General features: G+C 38.6%; 22 protein-coding genes. 4 read left to right on the top strand and 18 right to left on the bottom strand.

The annotated features are described in order from the left end of the window. Positions 1-5: 5 nt before the first annotated feature. Both uvrB and KKC91_00420 read left to right on the top strand, forming a co-directional pair. Positions 6-1,982 carry an excinuclease ABC subunit UvrB gene (gene uvrB, locus KKC91_00425; protein ID MBU0477023.1) on the top strand — a complete coding sequence of 659 codons (1,977 nt, stop codon included), beginning with the start codon at positions 6-8 and terminating at the stop codon, positions 1,980-1,982. A 249-nt stretch (positions 1,983-2,231) separates the two neighbouring features. Next, on the top strand, positions 2,232-3,392 hold the full coding sequence (locus KKC91_00420; protein MBU0477022.1) for a GuaB3 family IMP dehydrogenase-related protein: 1,161 nt from the start codon (positions 2,232-2,234) through the stop codon (positions 3,390-3,392). Between the two features lie 10 nt (positions 3,393-3,402). Here the strand turns inward: KKC91_00420 and miaB are convergent, their stop codons facing one another. The 11 genes from miaB to maf form a co-directional block, all read right to left on the bottom strand. Continuing rightward, a complete protein-coding gene (gene miaB, locus KKC91_00415; GenBank protein MBU0477021.1) occupies positions 3,403-4,491 on the bottom strand; it encodes a tRNA (N6-isopentenyl adenosine(37)-C2)-methylthiotransferase MiaB in 1,089 nt (362 codons plus the stop codon). Continuing rightward, a complete protein-coding gene (locus KKC91_00410; GenBank protein ID MBU0477020.1) occupies positions 4,488-4,997 on the bottom strand; it encodes a hypothetical protein in 510 nt (169 codons plus the stop codon). The genes miaB and KKC91_00410 overlap by 4 nt, the downstream gene beginning before the upstream one ends. Next, positions 4,951-5,868, bottom strand: a complete 918-nt coding sequence (locus tag KKC91_00405) for a nucleotidyl transferase AbiEii/AbiGii toxin family protein (GenBank protein MBU0477019.1) — start codon at positions 5,866-5,868, stop codon at positions 4,951-4,953. Before KKC91_00405 ends, KKC91_00410 begins: the two co-directional genes overlap by 47 nt. Next, positions 5,865-6,467 (bottom strand): type IV toxin-antitoxin system AbiEi family antitoxin domain-containing protein, encoded by a 603-nt coding sequence (locus KKC91_00400; GenBank protein MBU0477018.1) that lies wholly within the window; start codon positions 6,465-6,467, stop codon positions 5,865-5,867. The genes KKC91_00405 and KKC91_00400 overlap by 4 nt, the downstream gene beginning before the upstream one ends. Positions 6,468-6,809: 342 nt before the next feature. Then, positions 6,810-7,277, bottom strand: coding sequence for a peptidylprolyl isomerase (locus tag KKC91_00395; protein MBU0477017.1), 468 nt, complete (start codon positions 7,275-7,277; stop codon positions 6,810-6,812). A 42-nt stretch (positions 7,278-7,319) separates the two neighbouring features. Continuing rightward, positions 7,320-7,661, bottom strand: a complete 342-nt coding sequence (locus KKC91_00390) for a hypothetical protein (GenBank protein ID MBU0477016.1) — start codon at positions 7,659-7,661, stop codon at positions 7,320-7,322. An 18-nt stretch (positions 7,662-7,679) separates the two neighbouring features. Then, entirely contained in the window at positions 7,680-7,949 is a 270-nt protein-coding gene (locus KKC91_00385) for a hypothetical protein (protein MBU0477015.1), read from the bottom strand. Positions 7,950-7,969: 20 nt separating this feature from the next. Continuing rightward, positions 7,970-8,653, bottom strand: coding sequence for a DnaJ domain-containing protein (locus KKC91_00380; protein ID MBU0477014.1), 684 nt, complete (start codon positions 8,651-8,653; stop codon positions 7,970-7,972). Between the two features lie 21 nt (positions 8,654-8,674). After that, the gene (gene corA, locus KKC91_00375) at positions 8,675-9,739 is read right to left on the bottom strand and encodes a magnesium/cobalt transporter CorA (protein MBU0477013.1); all 1,065 of its coding nucleotides are present in this window, start codon (positions 9,737-9,739) and stop codon (positions 8,675-8,677) included. A gap of 70 nt (positions 9,740-9,809) precedes the next feature. Next, the gene (gene rlmB / locus KKC91_00370) at positions 9,810-10,559 is read right to left on the bottom strand and encodes a 23S rRNA (guanosine(2251)-2'-O)-methyltransferase RlmB (protein MBU0477012.1); all 750 of its coding nucleotides are present in this window, start codon (positions 10,557-10,559) and stop codon (positions 9,810-9,812) included. Further along, positions 10,546-11,148: a septum formation protein Maf gene (maf, locus tag KKC91_00365; protein ID MBU0477011.1), complete on the bottom strand. Its 603-nt coding sequence runs from the start codon at positions 11,146-11,148 to the stop codon at positions 10,546-10,548. The genes rlmB and maf overlap by 14 nt, the downstream gene beginning before the upstream one ends. 46 nt (positions 11,149-11,194) lie before the next feature. On the opposite strand from maf, the gene dusB reads away from it, so the two are divergent. Then, positions 11,195-12,139: a tRNA dihydrouridine synthase DusB gene (gene dusB, locus KKC91_00360; GenBank protein ID MBU0477010.1), complete on the top strand. Its 945-nt coding sequence runs from the start codon at positions 11,195-11,197 to the stop codon at positions 12,137-12,139. An 89-nt stretch (positions 12,140-12,228) separates the two neighbouring features. Here the strand turns inward: dusB and KKC91_00355 are convergent, their stop codons facing one another. The 5 genes from KKC91_00355 to KKC91_00335 form a co-directional block, all read right to left on the bottom strand. Beyond that, entirely contained in the window at positions 12,229-13,719 is a 1,491-nt protein-coding gene (locus tag KKC91_00355) for an MFS transporter (GenBank protein ID MBU0477009.1), read from the bottom strand. A gap of 66 nt (positions 13,720-13,785) precedes the next feature. After that, the gene (locus KKC91_00350) at positions 13,786-15,753 is read right to left on the bottom strand and encodes an ABC transporter permease (protein MBU0477008.1); all 1,968 of its coding nucleotides are present in this window, start codon (positions 15,751-15,753) and stop codon (positions 13,786-13,788) included. Next, positions 15,750-16,712 carry an efflux RND transporter periplasmic adaptor subunit gene (locus KKC91_00345; protein MBU0477007.1) on the bottom strand — a complete coding sequence of 321 codons (963 nt, stop codon included), beginning with the start codon at positions 16,710-16,712 and terminating at the stop codon, positions 15,750-15,752. The genes KKC91_00350 and KKC91_00345 overlap by 4 nt, the downstream gene beginning before the upstream one ends. Next, a complete protein-coding gene (locus KKC91_00340; protein MBU0477006.1) occupies positions 16,702-17,976 on the bottom strand; it encodes a TolC family protein in 1,275 nt (424 codons plus the stop codon). The genes KKC91_00345 and KKC91_00340 overlap by 11 nt, the downstream gene beginning before the upstream one ends. A 126-nt stretch (positions 17,977-18,102) precedes the next feature. After that, positions 18,103-18,696 (bottom strand): retroviral-like aspartic protease family protein, encoded by a 594-nt coding sequence (locus tag KKC91_00335; GenBank protein ID MBU0477005.1) that lies wholly within the window; start codon positions 18,694-18,696, stop codon positions 18,103-18,105. A gap of 60 nt (positions 18,697-18,756) precedes the next feature. Between KKC91_00335 and KKC91_00330 the strand changes: the two genes are divergently transcribed. Further along, positions 18,757-19,188, top strand: coding sequence for a peptide chain release factor-like protein (locus tag KKC91_00330; GenBank protein ID MBU0477004.1), 432 nt, complete (start codon positions 18,757-18,759; stop codon positions 19,186-19,188). A 1-nt stretch (position 19,189) separates the two neighbouring features. Here KKC91_00330 and KKC91_00325 read toward each other — a convergent pair whose 3' ends face one another. Continuing rightward, positions 19,190-20,035, bottom strand: a complete 846-nt coding sequence (locus KKC91_00325; protein ID MBU0477003.1) for an SDR family NAD(P)-dependent oxidoreductase — start codon at positions 20,033-20,035, stop codon at positions 19,190-19,192. Next, positions 20,032-21,099: a redox-regulated ATPase YchF gene (gene ychF / locus KKC91_00320; GenBank protein ID MBU0477002.1), complete on the bottom strand. Its 1,068-nt coding sequence runs from the start codon at positions 21,097-21,099 to the stop codon at positions 20,032-20,034. Before ychF ends, KKC91_00325 begins: the two co-directional genes overlap by 4 nt. Between the last annotated feature and the right edge of the window lie 148 nt (positions 21,100-21,247).

The raw sequence follows: 21,247 nt of genomic DNA, 5'->3' as shown, positions 1-21,247 counted from the left end.
GAAATATGGACCATTTTAAACTGGTTTCTGATTTTTCTCCAAAGGGGGACCAACCAAAGGCGATCAGACAGCTTGTAGAGGGAATTAAAACTAATAAAAAATATCAGACTCTTCTTGGCGTTACCGGGTCAGGTAAGACCTTTGTGCTGGCAAATGTTATTCGCAGTATAAATAAACCCACGCTTGTTATTTCTCATAATAAAACTCTGGCAGCACAGCTATACATAGAATTCAAAATGTTTTTTCCCAATAACGCCGTTGAGTACTTTGTCAGTTATTATGATTACTACCAACCTGAGGCATATATCCCACAAACGGATACATATATAGAAAAAGATGCTTCAATAAATGATGATCTGGACAGGCTCAGGCTTGCAGCTACAAGCTCACTGCTTTCACGCAAAGATGTGATTATAGTTGCCAGTGTATCCTGCATATATGGACTTGGTTCTCCTGATGAATGGAAAGACTTGTTGTTGATGTTTCAGAGGGATGATGAGCTTAAACAGGAACATATTCTGAGAAAACTTGTTGATATTCAGTATGAACGTAATGATATTGACTTTCATCGCGGCACATTCAGAGTAAAAGGCGATACCATAGAAATTTTCCCTTCATACGAAGAAATTCCTGTGAGAATAGAACTCTTTGGAGATAGAATAGATAAAATCTCCCAAATTGATTATATAACAGGTAAGGTGCTAACAGATCTTGACAGAATTGCAATATATCCCGCAAAGCATTTTGTTACGACATCTAACCGTATTAAAACTGCAGCAGAATTTATAAAAAAGGAATTAGAGCAAAGGTTAGTAGACTTGAAAAATCAAGGGAAACTTGTTGAAACACAGCGTTTGGAGACAAAAACAAAATATGATCTGGAGATGCTTAGTGAAATTGGATATTGCGCAGGAATTGAGAATTATTCAAGACACTTAAGCGGAAGAAAGCCGGGGGAAAAGCCTTATACTCTCATTGACTATTTTAACAAGGATTTTTTAATGATTATTGATGAGTCTCATGTTTCTATTCCACAAATACGAGGCATGTATAAGGGAGATAGATCGAGAAAGCAGACCCTTGTTGATTTTGGTTTCAGATTACCATCTGCTCTGGATAATAGACCTTTAAATTTTGTTGAATTTGAAAAAATGATAAATCAAGTAATATTTGTCTCTGCAACACCTGCTGAATATGAACTTGAATTGTCACGAAAGTCCCGAAGGTATTCGGGAGGACAGACAGTCGAGCTTATTATACGTCCTACGGGTCTGGTTGATCCAAAGGTGGAAGTTAGACCTACCGAGAATCAAATAGAAGATCTTATGAAAGAAATTCAGAAAAGAGTTGCCAAAAAAGAGAGGGTGCTTGTTACAACTTTGACTAAACGCATGGCGGAGGACCTGGCTGAATATCTGAATCAGCATGAAATACGTGTCAGATATCTGCATTCTGAGATTGATACAATAAAGAGAGTTGATATATTACGTGATCTTAGACTCGCGAAATTCGACGTTCTGGTAGGGATAAACTTACTTAGAGAGGGACTTGATCTTCCTGAAGTTTCATTGGTAGTAATATTAGACGCAGATAAGGAGGGGTTTTTGCGTTCAGAAACGGCTCTTATCCAAACAATCGGAAGAACTGCACGTAATGTGGCAGGCACAGTTATTATGTATGCAGATGAGATGACTCTATCTATGAAAAAAGCAATAGGTGAGACCGAACGCAGGAGAAGAATTCAAACAAAATTCAATAAAGAGCACGGGATTACTCCTAAGACCATCCAAAAAGAAATAAGACAGATGACAATAACTGGTAAAGATGAAAAAGTTTCTTATGCTCAAAAGAAGGGAATATTAGATATAAAAATACTGGAGAAAGAAATGGTTAGAGCAGCTGAAAACCTTGAGTTTGAAAAAGCAGCAGAAATAAGAGACGAAATCTCCAGATTAAAAGCTCAAGGAAATAGAAAAAAATAATGTGCAATTGACTTTTGAGTAATGTTAAAATAGAATAGCCAACTATGAAGAAATGTAAATTCGAAGCACGAAGCACAAAATACGAAACAATATCAAATTACCGAAATACAAATGACCAAAACAATGTTTTAAATTTTAAAAATTTGAATTTAGAATTTGTTTCGAGTTTCAGATTTAGAATTTTGGATTTTTTCAACGAGACTCACCAAATATTTAACTACGGCCTAATGTGAAAGGAGATATAAAGAAATGGGTATGTGGATTGGAAGAGGAAGAAAAGCGCGAAGATCCTATGGATTTGATGAAATAGCGCTTGTGCCGGGAAATTTAACTATTAATCCAAACGATGTGGATATTAATTGTGAGATAGGAAATATAAAACTGAGTATCCCCATCCTAGCAGCTGCAATGGATGGTGTTGTTGACCCAAAACTTGCAATCGAGATGTCAAGACTCGGCGGACTTGCTGTCATGAATCTGGAAGGCATTCAGACAAGATATGACAATCCTGAATCAATCCTAAAGGACATTGCAAAAGCAACACCTGAGGGAGCTACGAAACTCGTTCAAGGAATTTATGACAAACCTATAAAAGAAGATTTAATCGTTAAAAGGATAAAAGATATTAAAAAAGCAAAAGCATTGTGTGCAGTGTCATCTATTCCTCAGAAAGCGGAACGCTTTGGAAAGCTGGCAGAAGAAGCAGGAGCAGATATGTTTGTTGTACAATCGACAGTTACATCAATAAAGCATATATCCAGCGAATATAAAACAGCTGACTTTCCTAAACTTTGTAAGAGTATGAAAATTCCTGTGATAATAGGTAATTGCGTTACTTATTCCATGACTCTTGAGCTTATGGCTACAGGAGCGGCTGGAATACTTGTTGGGATCGGACCAGGCGCAGCATGCACTACGCGGGGAGTATTAGGAATAGGTGTTCCACAGGTTACTGCTACATGCGACTGTGCAGCAGCAAGGGATTTTTATTACAAGCAGACAGGAAAATACATTCCTATTATCACTGATGGAGGCATGTCTTTAGGGGGAGATATTGCTAAGGCGTTTGCGTGCGGCGCAGACGCAGTAATGATTGGCTCTGCTCTGGCACGTGCAAAGGAAGCTCCTGGCAGGGGCTTTCACTGGGGTATGGCAACTTCTCATGCTAATTTACCTAGAGGCACAAGAATAAAAGTAGGTACAACAGGTTCTCTGAAACAAATACTTGTTGGTCCTGCAGATTTGGATGACGGCTCACAAAATCTTGCAGGCGCTTTAAGAACTTCAATGGGTAATCTTGGAGCTAAAAATATAAAAGAAATGCAGTTAACGGATATCATTATTGCACCTGCTATAATGACAGAAGGAAAAGTCTTTCAGGTTGCTCAAAAAATAGGTATGGGAAAGTAAAGACGACAGACTACTTTTTTTTCTTCTGACTGATAGATTTCTGAAGTTCTATTATTTTATTTAGCCTTTCTTTTTTTACTTGCTGGGGAACATCATCTGCGAGCTTGAATGCGGCTGTTCTTTCGCGCGGAGAATATTTAAACATATAAGCCTGAGCAAACTCTATTTCTTTCATTGCCTGATAGGTTTTATTAAAATCTTCTTCATCTTCTCCCGGAAATCCCACAATAATATCCGTTCCAAGCCTAATGTCAGGTATCCTCTCTCTCAGTTTATTAACTATCTCCATATAATGAGACAGAGTATATCCTCTATTCATTAAACGAAGAATCTTATCCGAACCTGACTGTAGAGGAAAGTGAAGGTATCTGCTCACTTTTTCCAGATTCGCTACAGCATCAATCAGTTTAAGGGGAATGTCTTTGGGATGAGACGTTACAAAGTCTATTAATTCAATACCCTCTATTCTGTGAATTAGTTCAAGCAGGTCGGAGAAATCAACATTCTCATTCAGCCCCTTGCCGTATGAATTAACGTTTTGTCCCAATAGCGTTAATTCTTTATACCCTGCATGAGCAAGTTCTTTGACTTCCTGAAGGATATCCTCTGAAGGTCTGGAAACTTCTCTGCCTCTCACATATGGCACAATGCAATATGAACAAAAATTATCACAGCCCTTCATTATGGAAACCCATGCAGAAGTCTTGCTTTCTCTGGAAGACAGAGTAGGGGAGACGAAAACCTGTTTTCCCATCTCAGTAAGGTCTATTTTTGTTTTTTGTTCAACTACGGTTTTTATCATTTTAGGTATTCTCTGAAAATTATGCGTACCGCATACAAAGTCTACATTTGAAGAGCGTTTAAAAATCCCGTTTTTATCCTTCTGTGCCATACAGCCCATAACTCCAACAACTAAGTCAGGTCTATCTTTCTTGATTTTTGTCAGTTCTCCCAGCATGCTGTATACCTTATCTTCAGCATGTTTTCTCACAGAACAGGTGTTTACTAAGATAACATCAGCTTTTTCCCTGCTTTCTATCGCTTTATAACCCTGACTCAACAGCAGTCCCAAAACCACCTCAGAATCATGCTTATTCATCTGACATCCGAAAGTGCGTATGTAGAGACGCTTTCCGGGATTGTCATAACTTGTTCTGTCTCTTTGAGTTGGCATTTTATATTCACTCCCTCATATAAGCTTTTGAATGGATTGTAAAGTTCAAAATCCTTTATTCTGCCGTTCTTAATCCTGATGGATTTAAAGACCAGTCTCAGTATGCCTTTCTTGCCTGCAATGTCCAAATCAGCTTCTATCGTATCAAGATGATTCACAATTGACTCAAGTAATTTCTTGTATTCCTCTGAGCGTTCCTTTTCGATAAGGCTTAGCTCAAACCTTTTAACTCTGGCTTTCAAATCTCTTTCTTCATCTCTCAGAGGAATAATCTGTTTCCTGTATGCCTCAATTGCAAGTAATCCATCTGAAAAAACCCCACTTAATTTTTCCTGTTTTAGTAGATTCGCATCCAGTCTTGACTCGGTAACATTTGTTGCTGGACTACGTAAACCATTGTCCGGAAACTTTCCATTTTTTGTTAAACACAATATCTTTATTAATCGCTTCAAGTGGTTTAATAAGAAATTCTTCAATAGCTTTAGCCGTAACACTCAATTTCTCCGGTGCATGTTTGATTTGTCCTTTTATCAGAAAAGCCTTCCATAACATCTGACGGTCGGATTTTTCATCGTAAATTTCTTCGGCAAATAACGGCCTATCCACAGGAAGTGAAGTCTTACGATGTTCAAAGGTTCTTTTCAGTGCCTCGGTAAGCTTGGAACCATTAAAATCAAACTGACGCATCATAAGCCAAATATCATGGAAATCTTTCATACGGCTATTGAGAAGGCCAAGTTTTACCATAGCCTCAAATTTCTCACTGACAACACTCTCCGCAGGATATCCTTTAAGCTTAGGCTTTGGAAAATCTAAAATAGTGGGATATTCAATAACTTTGGGCTTGGGATAGATGATATCGCCGAAACCTGCATCAATCTGCATCGAGATACGTGATCGTTCTAAAAAGCCTTTAAATTTAACACGTACACCTTCATAATCCGCATCCTCTTTTATCTTCTGACCCTTAACTGTCGACACATCAAAGATAAGTCCATCTGGAGTTACTGATACCTTGCAAACGTCTTTTATGACCTTCTCAATGGCTTCTATTTGGTTGTCATAGTTTGCCGCAAAATCTATATCAAGAGTTGCCCTTCGTTCTGGCACCTGCCACACTGTAAACATAAGTGCGCCTTTCAAAATAAATTTATCCGCATATTTGGATTGGCTAAAGCGATAAAGAAATCTTTCCATTCCATAATATTGGAGAACTTCAGAAAATGGGCGATTCGTTTCTTTTGCTTTATTCTGAAGCTGGGCTTTAATTGAAGCTTCTATATTCTTAATATCTTTTTTCATATCATTGTTTCAAGTATTGGCTGAATGATTTTATGCACACGGCAGATCTTAGCATATTCCATTATATCCTGTGGAGTTATGTCCTTCTCGGTAATCGCTGTCTTAAGTGCATCCCTTGCAACATTTATACCTATTCTATTGCGAAACTTAAAACAATCAGCTATCGTTTTGGCAAGGTTATAAACTCTGATTTTATGCCCTTCAGTTTGATGTATTTCAATACCGGCATTCCAAGTTTTAATTGAAAAACGATAAAATCGTATTGGAGGATACTTGATTCTATTGGCACGAGTCCCTTCCGGGATTGCAATATCTACATACCTGGGTATCTCGTTTGTTGCTTCATGAAAAGCAAGAGCTGACACAAGACAAACGATTCCTCTTGGAGCTTGAAGAGAAGCACTAACAAGATCAGGATAAGATCCAAACGTATAATGAGCCATCCGGTAAAGTCCCCTGGCAATCTTCTCTATTTTACCTTCTTTCTCAAGTGCACTAAGCGTGTCTGGATGAAATCCTGATTTTATAATTGAAGAAAAGCGCGCAATGCCACCATGCTTTTTGAAATAGCCGAGCATTCTCTCTGTTTTTTGTTCCATAGGTTCTCCGTATAAATTGTTACTACTTGCGAATAAGTGTATGCACTTTATACGAATATGTCAACAATTTTTCCAGAATAAACATTTTTATTACACTATATGTAATATTTGTGTGTCAGTATTTATCTAATCCTTTCACTCACAAGTATTTAATTTCTTTAAAAGCTCCAGAATCATCAGTCGGTACTTGCGCATACGGGCAGCCGAATGTTTTGATATATACTTTCATAGCGGGGGTATTATAGCAGGAAATTTTCACCTAGGGAACAGGCAGGCAAAATATGGAGTGGCTAAAACTACCTGACTATGGATGTTGGGGTAGGGTAGTCGAATCGTTCTGAGTTATTTCTTTAAGTAGGCCTTGATAATCTTCTGTTCAGTAGTTGGCTTGCTGGCCTGACCTGTGGGTGTGTTTTCTAATTTCTCGACAACATCATAGCCTGATGTTACCTCACCGAAAATAGTGTGGTGCATATTCAGCCATGGTGTCTTGGCTACTGTAATAAAAAACTGACTGCCGTTTGTCCCTGGACCGGCATTAGCCATAGCCAAAAGTCCGGGCTTATCAAACCCAACTTCCTTACACACTTCATCTTTAAATGGCTTACCCCAAATGGACTCGCCACCTGTACCTGTTCCGGTAGGGTCTCCGCCCTGAATCATAAAGCCCTTGATTACACGGTGGAAAATAAGTCCATCATAATAGCCGCGTTCTATAAGCCCAAGGAAATTCTCACAAGTCTTTGGGGCTATATCCGGCATTAGCTTAATTTCGATTATTCCCTGGTTGGTTTCTAATACTACTGTCATCGCTTCTTTTACTCTTTTTAAATTATTTTTTGTTTCATCCGACTATATTATAATACTAAACTCAGTAATATTAAGTGAAAAAGACTTACCATCAGTCGCTATATGTCCTCTATTTTTATCATAGATATATATAACATTCTCCAGGTCAGCTTCTCTGGGCAGGATGTTGATTGTTAACCTATCGCCCAGACAAAAAACACGCTCTCTTTTACTTTCTCTTTTTGTAAACTGATTGATCCGAGCATCCCATGCCCAAACATTACCTGCTACCCTGAGAAGGTGTTCAGCTAAATCTATTACTTCACCGCAGAAATGTCTTCGCACATCATCAGGGAAATATCTGCGTTCAATAATATGAACTTTCTCACCTTTTTCAAGAATCATTGCTCTATCTCCTTATCCTTATTTTCCCCAAAATTTATCTGCTTCTTTTTCCATCTTTTCTAATCTCGTATAATAATCGGAAAATTCTTCCAAGTGGGCAAGGGCAATCTTCCCTGTGGTTAAGGGGTCATCATCGGTAACATTTGTTGCCGGACTAACTAAACCATGCTCTAACTCCACATCCATACCCATTCGAAACTGCTCCACGTCAAATTTATCCCACTTTATACCCAGCTGCTCTCCAATTTTCTTTGCTTCATCAAAACTAAAACTTCTTTTACTGCTCATAAGGCCCTCCTTGTTCTTGTTTATGAATAACGTATAGAAACTATTAGATCTCCCTTATGGTCACACGTAGGGCACATTGTCCCGATGCCTTTCAACCTTAACTTCTGGCCATTTTTTGTGCCGGGATTTATTTTTAGTGTAATTGTTCTTGCATCGCTTAATTTAACTTTAACCTGACCTCCGTTCACAGCAAGATTTCGGGGAATCTTTATATTTGCGTATGTATCTGTATCATGTTTTTGCTGACCCCCTCCGAATTGATAAGTTGTATAGGCGCCTCCGCCTTGATCGCCTTGCTCTGAACTCACTCCTTCAAAAATATCAGATAAATCATCAAAAGAGAAATATCTATTAAATCCTCTTTGCTGTTGGGTTCTGCGTGACCCTCCCTGCTCATGAAAATGCTTCATTAAATCTTCAAAATCAAACCCTGTTTGTGAAGCAAAGTCTCCGGAGCCATGCCCGCTTCTAAATACATAATCACCTTTTTTATAATCATCGTATTCCTTGCGTCTTTTTGCGTCGCCCAAAGCGTAATATGCGGCTGCAACCTCTTTGAATTTCTCCTCGCATTCTTTTTTCTTTTCCTCCGGACATCTGTCGGGATGATACTTAAGAGCTAGTTTGCGGTATGCTGCTTTAATCTCTGCAGGAGAGGCACTCTTATTTACGCCTAAAATATTATAATAATCCTGAGTTTCCATGCTTATTCCTAAATCTGATTATTACATCCACTTTTTTCTTCTAAAATAAAACAACATTCCAAAGCCAACAACAGCCATAAAGCCCAACAATGTAAAATATCCCCATTTCATTTTCAATTCCGGCATGAATTCAAAATTCATCCCATAAACACCGGCTATAAATGTTAAAGGAATAAATATCGCTGCAAATATCGTCAAAACTTTCATTATTTCATTCATCCGGTTGCTTACACTGGATAAATAAATATCAAATATACCTGAAACCATATCCCTGAATGTTTCAATGGTATCTATAGCCTGAATGGTATGGTCATAGACATCACGAAAAAATATATGCGTCCCCTTTTTTATAAGTTTAGATTCACTCCGTTCAAGACCACTGGTAACTTCACGTAAAGGCCATACGGATTTTCTTAAAAATATCGTATCCCGTTTTAAATTATGAATAGCCTTCAGAGTTTGAGGCGTAGGATTGGTAACTAACTCTTCTTCTATCTCTTCAATTTTTTCGCCAAGTCTTTCTAAAATAGAAAAATAATTATCAACAACAGCGTCCAAAAGACTGTAAGCGAGATAATCCGCCCCCATTTTTCTGATCCTTCCCTTATCATTACGTATACGCTGGCGAACGGGATCAAATACATCGCCTTCTTTCTCCTGAAAAGATATTACAAAATTAGAACCAAAAATTAAGCTTACCTGCTCTGAAATTATTTCTTTCTTTAAATCATCAAACATAAGCATTTTAAAAACTATAAAGATATACTTATCAAAATCTTCATATTTAGGACGTTGACTGGTATTAACAATATCCTCAAGAGTTAGGGGGTGCATTTCAAAATTATTGCCAATCTTCTCAATAATATCTAATTCATGCAATCCGTTGATATTAACCCAGGTAACTGTTGGCGTATCTTTAAATGGGAAAGTTTCCTCAATATTGGTAATTTCTTTTTCGTAAAAATTCTTATCATCATAATCCAGCGCCGATATTTCTACTTTACCTACCTTTCTTTCTCCTACATGAACAAGCTCGCCGGGTACGAGCCCCGCAGTTTTTGAAACTCTTTTAATAAACCTAAACATTTTTCCTCCTACATAAACAACAGAATATACCCGCCTCTACTTATAATTATATTATATCAAATTATAATAGTTAATACATCACTCCGCCGCTTTGCTTTGATATCTCATGGCAAAGAATAGCACAGGCTATATTGACATTGAATGAAAGTTTAGCACCGTTCATAGGAATCCGAACCCTTATATCAAGATATTTTTGCAAACCATGGCGAATACCTTTCCCTTCAGATCCTAACACAATGCCCAGAGGAAAAGGGAAGTCAACTTTATTTATATCCTTAGAATCATCAGCTATAACAGTCCCCAGTATCCAGTATCCGCGAGCCTTTGCATCAATTATGGCATCGGAAAGGTTCGTTACCATTGATATTGGCACATAATTCTCTCCTCCTGAAGCCACGTGTTGGACTGTCTCGTTTACTTCACAGGCTTCAAACTTCGGAATAATAACAGCAAGTCTGCCAAAACAGGCGGCGGTGCGAATAATGACTCCTAAGTTGTGAGGATCGTTTATCCTATCGAGAAATATAAATGTTAACTGCTTGTCTTTAGAGGAATTCATCAAATCGTCAAAAGGTACATATTTGAATTCATCTACGCTGGCAACTATGCCTTGAAGATCTTTAGTATGTTTGATCCTCTCCAGTCCCTGATGAGACAGTCGTTCAGAGGGAATAGAATTTTCTCCTATTAATTTTTCTATATGAGGCACATTGAAATTATCCTGCAGAAAGATCTTTTTTATGGTTTGTGGATTTGTCTTTAATCGCTCAAAAACTGAGTTTCTTCCGTATAACATTGTGGAATTCTTATTTTTTGCCAATTCCTTCTCCTAAAAGATCTACGTCTAATTTTTCAAAAAGTTCATCAAGCTTCATCATGGGCAGACCCAGTACATTATAAAACGAGCCTTCTATATTATCAAATATAAATGCCCCGGGCCCTTCTATTGAAAAACCGCCCGCCTTGTCGTTGTGTCCGGCCACAGTCACAAATTCATCTATTTTCTTGAGCGAGAGTCTTTTTACATGAACCTTTGATACATCAATTGCGCTTTCTGATCTGCCTCTTTTAGCGTCTATTACGCAAAGACCTGTATAGACAAAGACTGTCTTTCCTGAGAATGACTTGAGAAGAGATATTGCCTCTTTTCTTGTGTTTGGTTTTCCTATAAGGCGCTTTTTAAATAAAACAATGGTATCAGCTCCGATAACATAACCTTCCTTATATTCGACTGCTATTTTTTCTGCCTTGACCCGGGCATTATGCAAGACGTTGAACTTCGCACCCTTTTTATGGTCCATCTCCTCATGAACGTTGCTTACAACAACTTCGTGAGGTATCCCGCATTCTTTAAGTATCTTTGAGCGTCTCTTTGATTTTGACGCTAATATTATGTTGTATTTCAGCATTCGTCTATTATATCAAAGGATTGGAGCTTATGGTATAATAATCACTATGAATCCCAAAATATATCTGGCTCCTATGTCAGGAGTAACAGACCTTGCCTTTCGGCTTATAAGCCGCAGATTAGGCGCCAAACACTGCTTCTTTGAGATGCTTGATTCAAAAGCTATAGTTTATGACCGCCTGAAAAATAAGAGCTCCATAAAAACGCTTAAGAAAGATTCCCCAATTTCTGCGCAGCTGCTGGGTGTAGACCCTTCCGCAATGCTTGATGCCGCCGAAAAGCTTACAGAGCTTGTTGATCTATCTTTCTTGGATATAAACAGCGCCTGTCCCGTAAAAAAAGTAACAAAAAAGGGCGCTGGCGCAGCTCTGCTAAAAAACAGAGAGTTACTTGGCAAAATCATTAAAAAATTAGTTTCCAAACTGCGAATTCCCATCACAGTTAAGTTAAGAACCGGTTTTGATAAAAGGGATATCGTAGAATGTGTTAAAACTGCTGAAGAATGCGAGGAAAACGGCGCCTCTATAGTCTTTATACACGGCAGGACGATGCTACAGGGTTACTCAGGTGATATTGATTATGAATCAATAAAGGCTGTTAAAGAATCTTTAAAGATACCTGTATTCGGAAGCGGAAATATATTTAATCCATTCATGGCTAAGAAGATGCTTGATGAAACAGGATGCAACGGAATCCTGGTCGCGCGTGGCGCGCTCGGCAATCCATGGATATTCAAAAATATTGAAAACTATTTAAAAAACGGCGAGACTCCTGAAAATCCAAGTTTGCCTGCAAAGAAAAAGGTCATCAAAGCCCACCTTGCTTACATAGAAAAATATAAGGATATAGGCCTTGCTAACAAGATAGGCCTCATGGGCAAGGTAGCGATGAGGTATTTTAAAGGCCATTATAACAGCAAAGAAATTCGCAGCCGCATAAGCAAAGCAACATCATATCAAGAACTGATTAATCTGATAGAGAGTGTTCAGTAGATTGTAGGGGTACCCTTTAGATTAAAAAGTATGAACTTGAGAGGGATGATAAAAAATCCACAATAGAATCCTAATTCATAATTTTTTTATTATATATGCGGCTTACTTCGCCCTTTGAAGACGGTTTTAACAACTAAAAATGGAAACTGGGTCATGTAGCGTAAACCCCCAACCGTGGATAGATTCCGCATCCCTCTTTTTACCTCTGCAACAAGCTCATGGACGACAATATTCTCTTTAACCTCTCCTATCTCCTTTACCATAGCCAGCCGGTGGATGGAATATAAACCCACTAAAAATGCCAGAAAAAAGAAGAAATCCCATTGCTGTAAACTCAGTGTAGGAATGACCAGCTCTCTTCCAGTGCTTGTCCACTTTAGAGTCCATGAAAGTTCGCATCCTGCAAAAAGGTCGGCAAACTTGCCGCCAAGAATAGGAGCCGTGCCGGCTGCCAGTGAATTAACAAAACTATTGGCAGCTAAATATGCCGTCGCCTGTCCCTTGGGAGCCAGTTTAAGTCCAATGTTTCCCACAGCCAAGTTCACCCCTGCCGTGGAAATGCCCGTAAAAATGTGTATGATTACTAACAACGGTATCGTTAACACATACTTCTCGGGCAAGGTGGTAAAAGTCCAGGCAAGAATACACAACATGAACAAAGGGCCACTGACCAAAAGAACCGATTTGTTGCTGAAACGGTCGGAAAAAGTGCCCCAGATTCGTATAAATGCCAGATACATTATCTGACTCAATATAGACAGAGCGATAATAAACGACATGCCCAGTTGTAACCTTCTAAGCATATAAACGGTGAAAAAAGGAGCCGCCAGATTAACAGCAAAACTCCATGGGCCTAAAAACATAATGAGATTTTTAAAATTACCATCTTTAAACGGCCGCAAGAGTAATTTGAAAAATTTTAATTTTTTATCTGCCGGCGCCATACGCGGTTCAGGTATGGTTGATATGAAGTAAACACCAAGCATTCCTGCAAGGAATCCCAGAAAGAAAAGAATAGAATAGCCGTGCAGCTCATAACCAGGAAATAATCTTTTCCAGTAGTCAATATAGATTCCTGCAGCTAAGCTGAGGACAATACCCAACCCTGTGGCAAGACCCATTCGTTTCGAGAAAAAGGCACCCAATCGGTCCTGAGGTAAGAGGTCACGCATCCATGAATTCCAGCTGCAACCCGCTACAGAAGCAAAGGCTGTATGCAGTAATATGGCTGCAATGAGAAAGGTCAACCCTGCTTGAATTGAGAAAAGGAAAGGGATTAAAACAATTAATAACCAAAACATTCTGCTTATACCGGCGGCATAGGTAGTAATTGCCCGTCTATTACGTACCTTCTCCACCAGATAAATTGAAGGAATCTGAAGCAACTGGGTTAGAGGAGGTATAGCAGCCAGCAGTCCAATAGTCATGTTGGAAGCGCCTAGTTTCAAGGCAAAAGCGACTAAAAATATGCCGCCGGTGAGTGTGACCATAGTTTGAGAGGTCAAACCATCCTTTATAACTGTTCTAAGCCCGGACTGGATTTCCTCTTCGGTTAGGGTATCTTTGACTGCGAATCTCATTCTACAACCATACTATTTAATAATTCGATTACATCCCCCTGAATCCCCCTTCAATGGGGGACTCTTTTATTCGTATCTTAATGCTTCTATAGGATTGAGTTTTGCCGCCTGGCGGGCAGGCCAAAATCCAAATCCTATTCCAACAGCAACAGAAAACGTCGTAGCCAAAACTACCGATGATATGGAAACCTTAGTTGCCCACCCTGCAAAGAAAGACAAGAGGGAAGCTATGCCTATCCCCAATATAATACCAATGATACCACCGCTAAATGTCATAACAACGGACTCAATAAGAAACTGGGACAGTATGTCTTTTCTGCGCGCTCCTATTGCTTTACGAAGACCTATTTCTCTGGTACGTTCGGTTACTGAAACAAGCATAATGTTCATAATGCCTATGCCGCCGACTAAAAGAGCTATAGCTGCGATAGAACCCAAAAGCAAGGTCATTGTCCTTGTTGTGCTCTCTAGAACTTCCTGAATTTCAGCCATATTATGAATCTGAAAAGACCTTTCATCGTCTTTGTCAAGACGGTGAAGTTTGATAACAAGCTGGCGTATTGAAGATTGTGCTTCCTCCATCATACTAATATCTTTTACCTGCACATCAATAGAATTTACATACTCCTTTCCCAGAAGCCGGTACATAGCAGTAGTAACAGGAATTACTACCAGATCATCCTGGTCACGCCAGCCGGTTGCGCCTTTCTCCGGCAGAATACCTATTACTTTAAAATTTATGCGGTTTATTCTGACTGTTGCGCCAACCGGATTAATATTTTCAAAAACTTCTTTTACTATAGTAGTACCAAGCAAAACCACTTTCTGACGCATCCGTAACTCTTCTTCTGTAAAAAATCTGCCGACAGTGGGAATAGACGCCCGCATGGATGCGTAATCCGTTCCTGTGCCATAAACCTGTGTATTCCAGTTTTTATTGCCATAAACGAGTTGAGCACGACCACTTACCGTAGGAGAAACCTTTTCCAGCATTGGCAGCTTTGTAAGTGCCTCCGCATCTTTCAGCGTAAACCTTGTGATCTCTCCGGCTTGTAAAGCTACTCCTCCTTGTGTTCGTCGAGAGCCGGGGCTTATAACTAAGAGATTTGAACCTAAAGAAGCTAATTTTTGTGAAATAGACTCTTTTGCCCCCTGCCCTAAAGCGAGCATAGCAATTACTGCTGCAACACCGATAAGAATACCAAGAATAGAAAGGATTGAACGCATCTTATGTGAAAATATGGCCTGAACAGCCTGTCGGATATGGTCTAAGAACTCGGCCTTTCTGACAGTTGAATGTGACTCCGATAGAATGTCTTCTAATGGAATGATTACAGAGGGTGAAGAAACCTTCTCAGTCTCAGTTTTAATTTTTTCATCAGAAATAATTTTACCGTCGCGCATACAAATAATTCTTTTTGCGTACTGAGCAATCTCCTTCTCATGAGTAACCATTACAATGGTTTTACCCTGCTGATTCAATCTTTGTAAAATTGACATAATCTCTTGTCCGCTCTTTGTATCAAGATTGCCTGTTGGTTCATCGGCAAAAATAATCAATGGTTCATTCACTAAAGAACGTGCAATGGCAACTCGTTGTCGTTCTCCGCCGGAAAGTTCATTCGGGCTGTGAGATGCTCTCTGTGTGAGACCAACCGCCTCAATCTGTTGTAGAGCTTTCTCTTTTAGGTGACGTTTACCAGCATAGATTAAAGGAAGTTCTGCATTCTCCAAGGCAGTCATTCGGGGAAGTAGATGAAATTGCTGAAAGACAAAACCTGCCAGACGATTTCTTAAAATAGCTGATTCATCATCAGTGAGATTCGCTACTTCTTTTTTTCCTAAATAGTACGAGCCTGAATCAGGCTTGTCTAAAAAACCTAATAAATGAAGAAGAGTTGATTTGCCGGAACCTGAAGGACCCATAATGGCAACAAATTCCCCCGGAGTAATCTCTAGGGATACATTACGTAACGCCTGTACTCCTATTTCGCCAATTTTGTAGGTCTTGTTTATATTCTTTAATTCTATCACTTCTTTTTCTTACGAGAAGGCATAAAAGGATTACTGCCGCCATCTGTGCCTTTTGAGGGCATATACTTCTGGGTCTTAATTATTACTGTATCTTTCGCATTTAATCCGGAGATAATCTCTACGTTGTCTTCACCCAAAATCCCAAGCTCAACATGGCGCTTAATGGGTTCTTTATCTTGACTTTTCAAAAGAACAAAATTACCTTTTTCATCTAGATTGAGGGCTTCAAGAGGTATGATCAAGATATTATCTTTGTTTGTCTCTACTATGTTTACGTTTGCGCTCATACCTGAGCGAAAAACATCGGGTACTCGCTGGGGAACAATTTCAACTTCATAAATAGTGACATTATTAACAACCTTAGATTCGTAGGATATATGATCGACTTTTGCGTCTACTTTTACCTGAGGATATGCGTCTAAACTGATGATTGCTGTTTGACCAGGCTTTACCTTCCCGATATCGGTTTCATCAACCTGAGCATTAACAATTAGGCGATCAGATAGGACAATCACAGCGTCAGAAGAAGTAACAGTCTGACCCGGTTCAACTGCTCTAACAATTACCTCTCCGTCAATAGGGGCTACCAGAGGAGTAGGCTTATACGCATCCTGCCAGTATTTCATGCTTTTTTCGTCCTGCGCTCTGGCGGCATCTAAAAGAGCTGCCCTTTCCGTTGAGCTCATCCATGCAAGGGTTTGACCGATTTTTACTTTTTCCCCCTCTTTAACCAAAATACTCTCAATTCGTCCGCTGATTGTCGGCTTTAGCTCAAGGCGGTTTTGAGGCTGTACTGTGCCGGTCGTCGATATAAAATTTTGAATATTGCCATAGACTGGCGTTATTACCTTGACAATTTCTTGAGAAACCTTGCCTCTATTTGTCCTTATTGCCACTATGCCGATGATAAGTAATACGATTAATAAAATAGAATAAACTTTCCACTTCTTATTTTTCATAATCCAGAGTTCCTCCTTTTGCCTGTATCCAGTTAGCTTCATTTACCAGAACATTTGCTTGAGCATTCAAAAAAGATTTCTTTGCACTTACGATATTATCTTCAATAATTATCCAATCATTAAAAGATACAAGTCCTGTCGAATACTGAGCATTAGCTATCTGTGCCCGTTCTTTAGCGGCTTCAAGATATTTGCTTTGCACAGAGACCCTGTCCGTTGCATTCTGAAACTCTGTCCATGTTTCTTCTAATGTAAAAATAATACTATCTCGTCCGCTTCGTTCATCCGCTTGTGCCTTATTCAGTCCTGCTTTGGCTTTAGAAATTTTAGCTATTCTGCTTCCGCCTTCGAATATTGGCAAAGATACGCTTACACCAACCGACCATGCATACGTATCCTCGTCCGGCAGCCAATCCGAGTTAGTTGTTCCTGTAGTGGCACTGGCGTAAACTTTAGGGAAAAAGTCAGCCTTAGCAGATTTTAAACCAAATCTAGCCGCTTCTTTCTTAGCAATAAGTTCCTTTAAGAAAATCGTGTTATCAGCTAAATATTCAAAGTTTGGTTTTTGTCTATTGATCTCTGTAATTCCGAAATCTCCATTTGCCTCAATAGATACCAATTTTCTGCGTCCTAATTCCTTTGTTAATTGTCTTTGAGCCAGAGAAACACTCCTTTTCGCCTGAACGACTTCAAATTCAGCCTGAGCTAAATCAGCTTGAGAGGTCAACAATGAACCTCTGTGTTCTCTGCCTGCTTCGTAACGCAATTTTACAAGTTCCGAATTCTGTTTTCTGCGCAAAGCTATCTCTTCTGTCATAAGAACAAGTTTCTGGGTTCTTAGAAGTTCAGTAAAGGCAGTTCTTAATCTTAATCTTATATTGGAAGACGTTACTGCATAGTTATATTGAGAAGCCTTTATAGTTTCCGAACCAGCCTTTACATCATTAGCTATTTTAAAGCCGTCAAATAATAATTGTTTTCCTGTTATGCTGTATGAAGAAGCCTCGTATTCTTTTTTAACATCCGTTTCTAATTTTTTGTCGCTTGCATCAGCGCTTATCTGCGGCAGCATAGTACTCATGGCAATTGATTTGTCTGCTTTGGATTGTTTTAAATTTTCCTGTGCCGATAGTAAATCAGGATGATTTTGTTTTGCCTCTTTAACGCAAGCCTCCCATGTAAGCGCTTCTTCAGCTTTAGCTTCAAACAATGCAAAACTAAAAAATAACAAGAAGGTAATAACCAGCTTTATACATCTGAACATTTTATTGCTTCCCTTTCTTATAGAACTCATTGTATGCACTTTATCATGTTAGACGAGAAAAAAGAGAAAAAGTTTACACTAGAAATTTTTCTGATCTTTTCATAACTAACTCTTATAAAGAGCTTTTTATCTATTGGGCTTTTTTCTCTTTTCCAGAGTTAATTCACTTTTTTCAGTATCTATTTTAAAAATAAAATTATTCAAAAAAGACATACCTAGCAGTCCATCAGATTCACCCGATATCTCTCTGTCAAGAATAACAACTCTTACATTATAAGCTTTTACTTTTCCGAGTTTGATTTCTTTAATATTAACTGCTCTGCCTTTTACCTTCTGCCCATTTGCTAATTCACACAGAACTTTTTCGCCTTCATTCTTTTTTATCTTCAGCTTTTTGGCTATTCTTGCGGATATTTGTGTATGAGTACACCCTGTGTCAATAACCAGTTGTGTTTTTACTTTCTTGTTTAGAACAGCATCGGCAAATAGGGCATTGCCTACTTTAGTAAGTTTTATGACCTTTCTGCCACCGGGTATCTTAACCACTGTTGCAATAACCTTTCCGGTGGTTGTAATCAGTTTGCCCGTTGTTTGCAACGTTACTACAACTATTTTTCCTGCAACAACTATTATCTGTCCTGGAAGTTTCAAAATGGCGCATCCGCTTAAAAATAACGCGGCGCAAACGAAGATAGCTATAATGTTATATTTTTTATTCATTTCGCAATATGTTATCATATAAATATGATAAATGACCAATAATAAGTGAATGGATATAGTATGGCTTTATCTAAGTATGGAATAAGTCAGGTAAAAGAAAAAAGACTCCATGAAAAAATGCAACAGCTAGGTATCAATGAATCGGATATAATTGAACGCTTTGTTCGTTCCAGCGGCGCAGGCGGGCAGAAAGTAAATAAAACTTCAACGTGCGTTTATCTTAAACACATTCCATCAGGTATTGAGGTCAAGTGCCAGAAGGAACGCCTACAAGTCCTCAACAGATTCTTAGCCCGCAGAATACTCGCTGATAAAATAGAACAGGTTCAATTAGGCAAGAAAAGCGAAGAAGCAAAGCGCATTGCCAAAATAAAGCGGCAAAAACGCAAGAGATCAAAGAGAGCAAAAGAGAAAATTCTCAGAGTAAAAAAAATCCAGTCAAAAAAGAAAAAACTGCGGGCATTCAAGGCAGAAGGAGAATTAGACTTATAAATCACAACTTACCATATTTCCTGTTCAGATAAAGTTTTAATAAAATGTCCAGCAGTCTGTCAGGGAAAATACGCTTGAGATATGAAGCAAGATAAGCGGTCATAGTAACAGGATATCTTATTTTGGGTCTCTTACTTTCCAGCGCATGCTTAACTTTTTTATAAAAAACATCAGGTCCGGGAATATTCTTTTTTGTTTCTTTTGTCTGCCTGTATTTACCCATTTTTTCGTATATGTCTTTGTAATGACTGTTCTTAGGAGGATTGACCTGGTTTTGAAAGATGGCTAAGGCGTTTTTACTGAAATCGCTTTTAAGAGGGCCGGGTTCAATAATACTAATCTTTATACCCGTATTTCTAAGCTCAAGCCGTAATGCGTCAGAGAGTGCTTCAAGAGCAAACTTTGATGCTGAATAAGCTCCCATAAACGGAGTGCTGAATCTTCCTGCAGCAGAACTTATATTAATAATACGACCTCTTTTGTTTTTACGGAAGGTGGGAATTATTTGATTAGTAAGTTCATGCACTCCAAACACATTGACTTCAAACTGGTTGCGCATGGCGTCTCTTGTTATGTCCTCAAGAGCTCCTGAATATCCGCATCCTGCGTTATTGATCAGCGCATATAGCTTTCCATCCGTTTTCTCAGAAACATATTTAACAAGTTTTTCAATGGACTCTGAATTTGTTACATCAAGAAAAAAAGCATCAATCCCTTTACTTCTCAAATTCTCAATATCCTCTTCCTTTCTTGCAGTAGCAAACACCTTCCATCCATCCTGTTGCAAGGATTCAGCCATATACAACCCAAGTCCGGATGAACATCCTGTAATCAGAACTGATTTCATACATTAAACCTTATATCTATTATGTCTCCATCTTCTACAATATAATCTTTCCCTTTAACATAGCATTTTCCAGCTTCTTTTACTTTTGCCTCTGTGCCAAGGGATACTAAATCCTCGTATTTAATAACCTGCGCTCTTATAAAACCGCGCTGCAGGTCTGTGTGAATTACCCCTGCCGCTTCAGGAGCTGTTGAATTTTCCCTAACCATCCATTCCCGAACTTCATCCTTGCCTACAGTAAAGAACGATATTAATCCAAGCGTTTTATAAAATGATCTTGTTAGAGCATTGACTGCCGGTTCTTCTATCCCAAGCTCAGAAAGAAAGTCTTTTTGCTCTGCTTCTGGAAGAGAGGCTATTTCAGATTCTATCTTGGCAGAAACTTGTATTATCTCCATTTGTTGATCTTTGTATTTCCGCTTTACAGAGTCAAGAAGACTCGTATTTATTATATCTTCTTCTCCAATATTCAAAACTATTATTATAGGTTTCATAGAAATAAACTGATATGCCAATATTAGTTTAAACTCTTCTTTATTTAGAGGCATAGTTCTGAGAGGCAGCTCTTTCTCAAGATGAGCTTTTAGTTTTAAAAGTATTTCTTTATCTTTTTCTTTAGTTATATCATTCTTTCTTGAAAGCTCTTTATCTATTCTTTCAAGTCTCTTTTCTGTAAATATCATATCATTTAGAATTAGTTCGGAATTAATTGTGTCTATATCACGAATAGGATTAATTGAACCTTCAACATGATAAACTGATTCATTTTCAAATGAGCGGACTATATGGCAAAGTGCATCCACATCTGCGATCTTTGTAAATACCTCTCCTCTTGATACTGTTTCCTTTTCTATTTTAGGAAGAAGCGATATGTCTATTGCTGCAGGAACCTCGTTTTTAGGGGAATACATGGAAACAAGTTTGTCAAATCTGGGATCCTTTACTCTTACAACACCAGGGATTATGTCTCTTGAATTATCTGGTGTGTTGGATTTTTGTTGTGTCAGAACTTCAAATAGAATTTTCTTGCCAACCTGAGGAAGTCCTATGATTCCTATTTTCATGCCACTACTATAACAAAGGTCTCTTGTTTTTGTCAAAAAAATGCGCATATTCTATGTAACACCAAAATGATAATGTCCTAATCGGAAAGAAGGAGATAAGGGAATAGTTCATAAATCAAGAGGGAAGCCATCAAGGTAATGTTTTAAT

The sequence above is a fragment of the bacterium genome, from assembly GCA_018812485.1.
Lineage (GTDB): Bacteria > JAHJDO01 > JAHJDO01 > JAHJDO01 > JAHJDO01 > JAHJDO01.
Note: the sequence above shows the minus strand (reverse complement) of the source record. Positions and strands in the feature narration are given on the sequence as shown.

Bases quoted from the DNA above. Each gene is read 5' to 3' on its own strand.
- KKC91_00400 (MBU0477018.1), bottom strand. From the start codon at position 6,467: ATGGAACAAAAAACAGAGAGAATGCTCGGCTATTTCAAAAAGCATGGT.
- KKC91_00385 (MBU0477015.1), bottom strand. From the start codon at position 7,949: ATGAGCAGTAAAAGAAGTTTTAGTTTTGATGAAGCAAAGAAAATTGGA.
- KKC91_00345 (MBU0477007.1), bottom strand. From the start codon at position 16,712: ATGAAAAATAAGAAGTGGAAAGTTTATTCTATTTTATTAATCGTATTA.
- KKC91_00355 (MBU0477009.1), bottom strand. From the start codon at position 13,719: ATGAGATTCGCAGTCAAAGATACCCTAACCGAAGAGGAAATCCAGTCC.
- KKC91_00335 (MBU0477005.1), bottom strand. From the start codon at position 18,696: ATGAATAAAAAATATAACATTATAGCTATCTTCGTTTGCGCCGCGTTA.
- KKC91_00325 (MBU0477003.1), bottom strand. From the start codon at position 20,035: ATGAAATCAGTTCTGATTACAGGATGTTCATCCGGACTTGGGTTGTAT.
- KKC91_00395 (MBU0477017.1), bottom strand. From the start codon at position 7,277: ATGACAGTAGTATTAGAAACCAACCAGGGAATAATCGAAATTAAGCTA.
- KKC91_00390 (MBU0477016.1), bottom strand. From the start codon at position 7,661: ATGATTCTTGAAAAAGGTGAGAAAGTTCATATTATTGAACGCAGATAT.
- maf (MBU0477011.1), bottom strand. From the start codon at position 11,148: ATGCTGAAATACAACATAATATTAGCGTCAAAATCAAAGAGACGCTCA.
- dusB (MBU0477010.1), top strand. From the start codon at position 11,195: ATGAATCCCAAAATATATCTGGCTCCTATGTCAGGAGTAACAGACCTT.
- corA (MBU0477013.1), bottom strand. From the start codon at position 9,739: ATGTTTAGGTTTATTAAAAGAGTTTCAAAAACTGCGGGGCTCGTACCC.
- KKC91_00340 (MBU0477006.1), bottom strand. From the start codon at position 17,976: ATGTTCAGATGTATAAAGCTGGTTATTACCTTCTTGTTATTTTTTAGT.
- KKC91_00420 (MBU0477022.1), top strand. From the start codon at position 2,232: ATGGGTATGTGGATTGGAAGAGGAAGAAAAGCGCGAAGATCCTATGGA.
- uvrB (MBU0477023.1), top strand. From the start codon at position 6: ATGGACCATTTTAAACTGGTTTCTGATTTTTCTCCAAAGGGGGACCAA.
- KKC91_00405 (MBU0477019.1), bottom strand. From the start codon at position 5,868: ATGAAAAAAGATATTAAGAATATAGAAGCTTCAATTAAAGCCCAGCTT.
- ychF (MBU0477002.1), bottom strand. From the start codon at position 21,099: ATGAAAATAGGAATCATAGGACTTCCTCAGGTTGGCAAGAAAATTCTA.
- KKC91_00330 (MBU0477004.1), top strand. From the start codon at position 18,757: ATGGCTTTATCTAAGTATGGAATAAGTCAGGTAAAAGAAAAAAGACTC.
- KKC91_00380 (MBU0477014.1), bottom strand. From the start codon at position 8,653: ATGGAAACTCAGGATTATTATAATATTTTAGGCGTAAATAAGAGTGCC.
- miaB (MBU0477021.1), bottom strand. From the start codon at position 4,491: ATGAATAAGCATGATTCTGAGGTGGTTTTGGGACTGCTGTTGAGTCAG.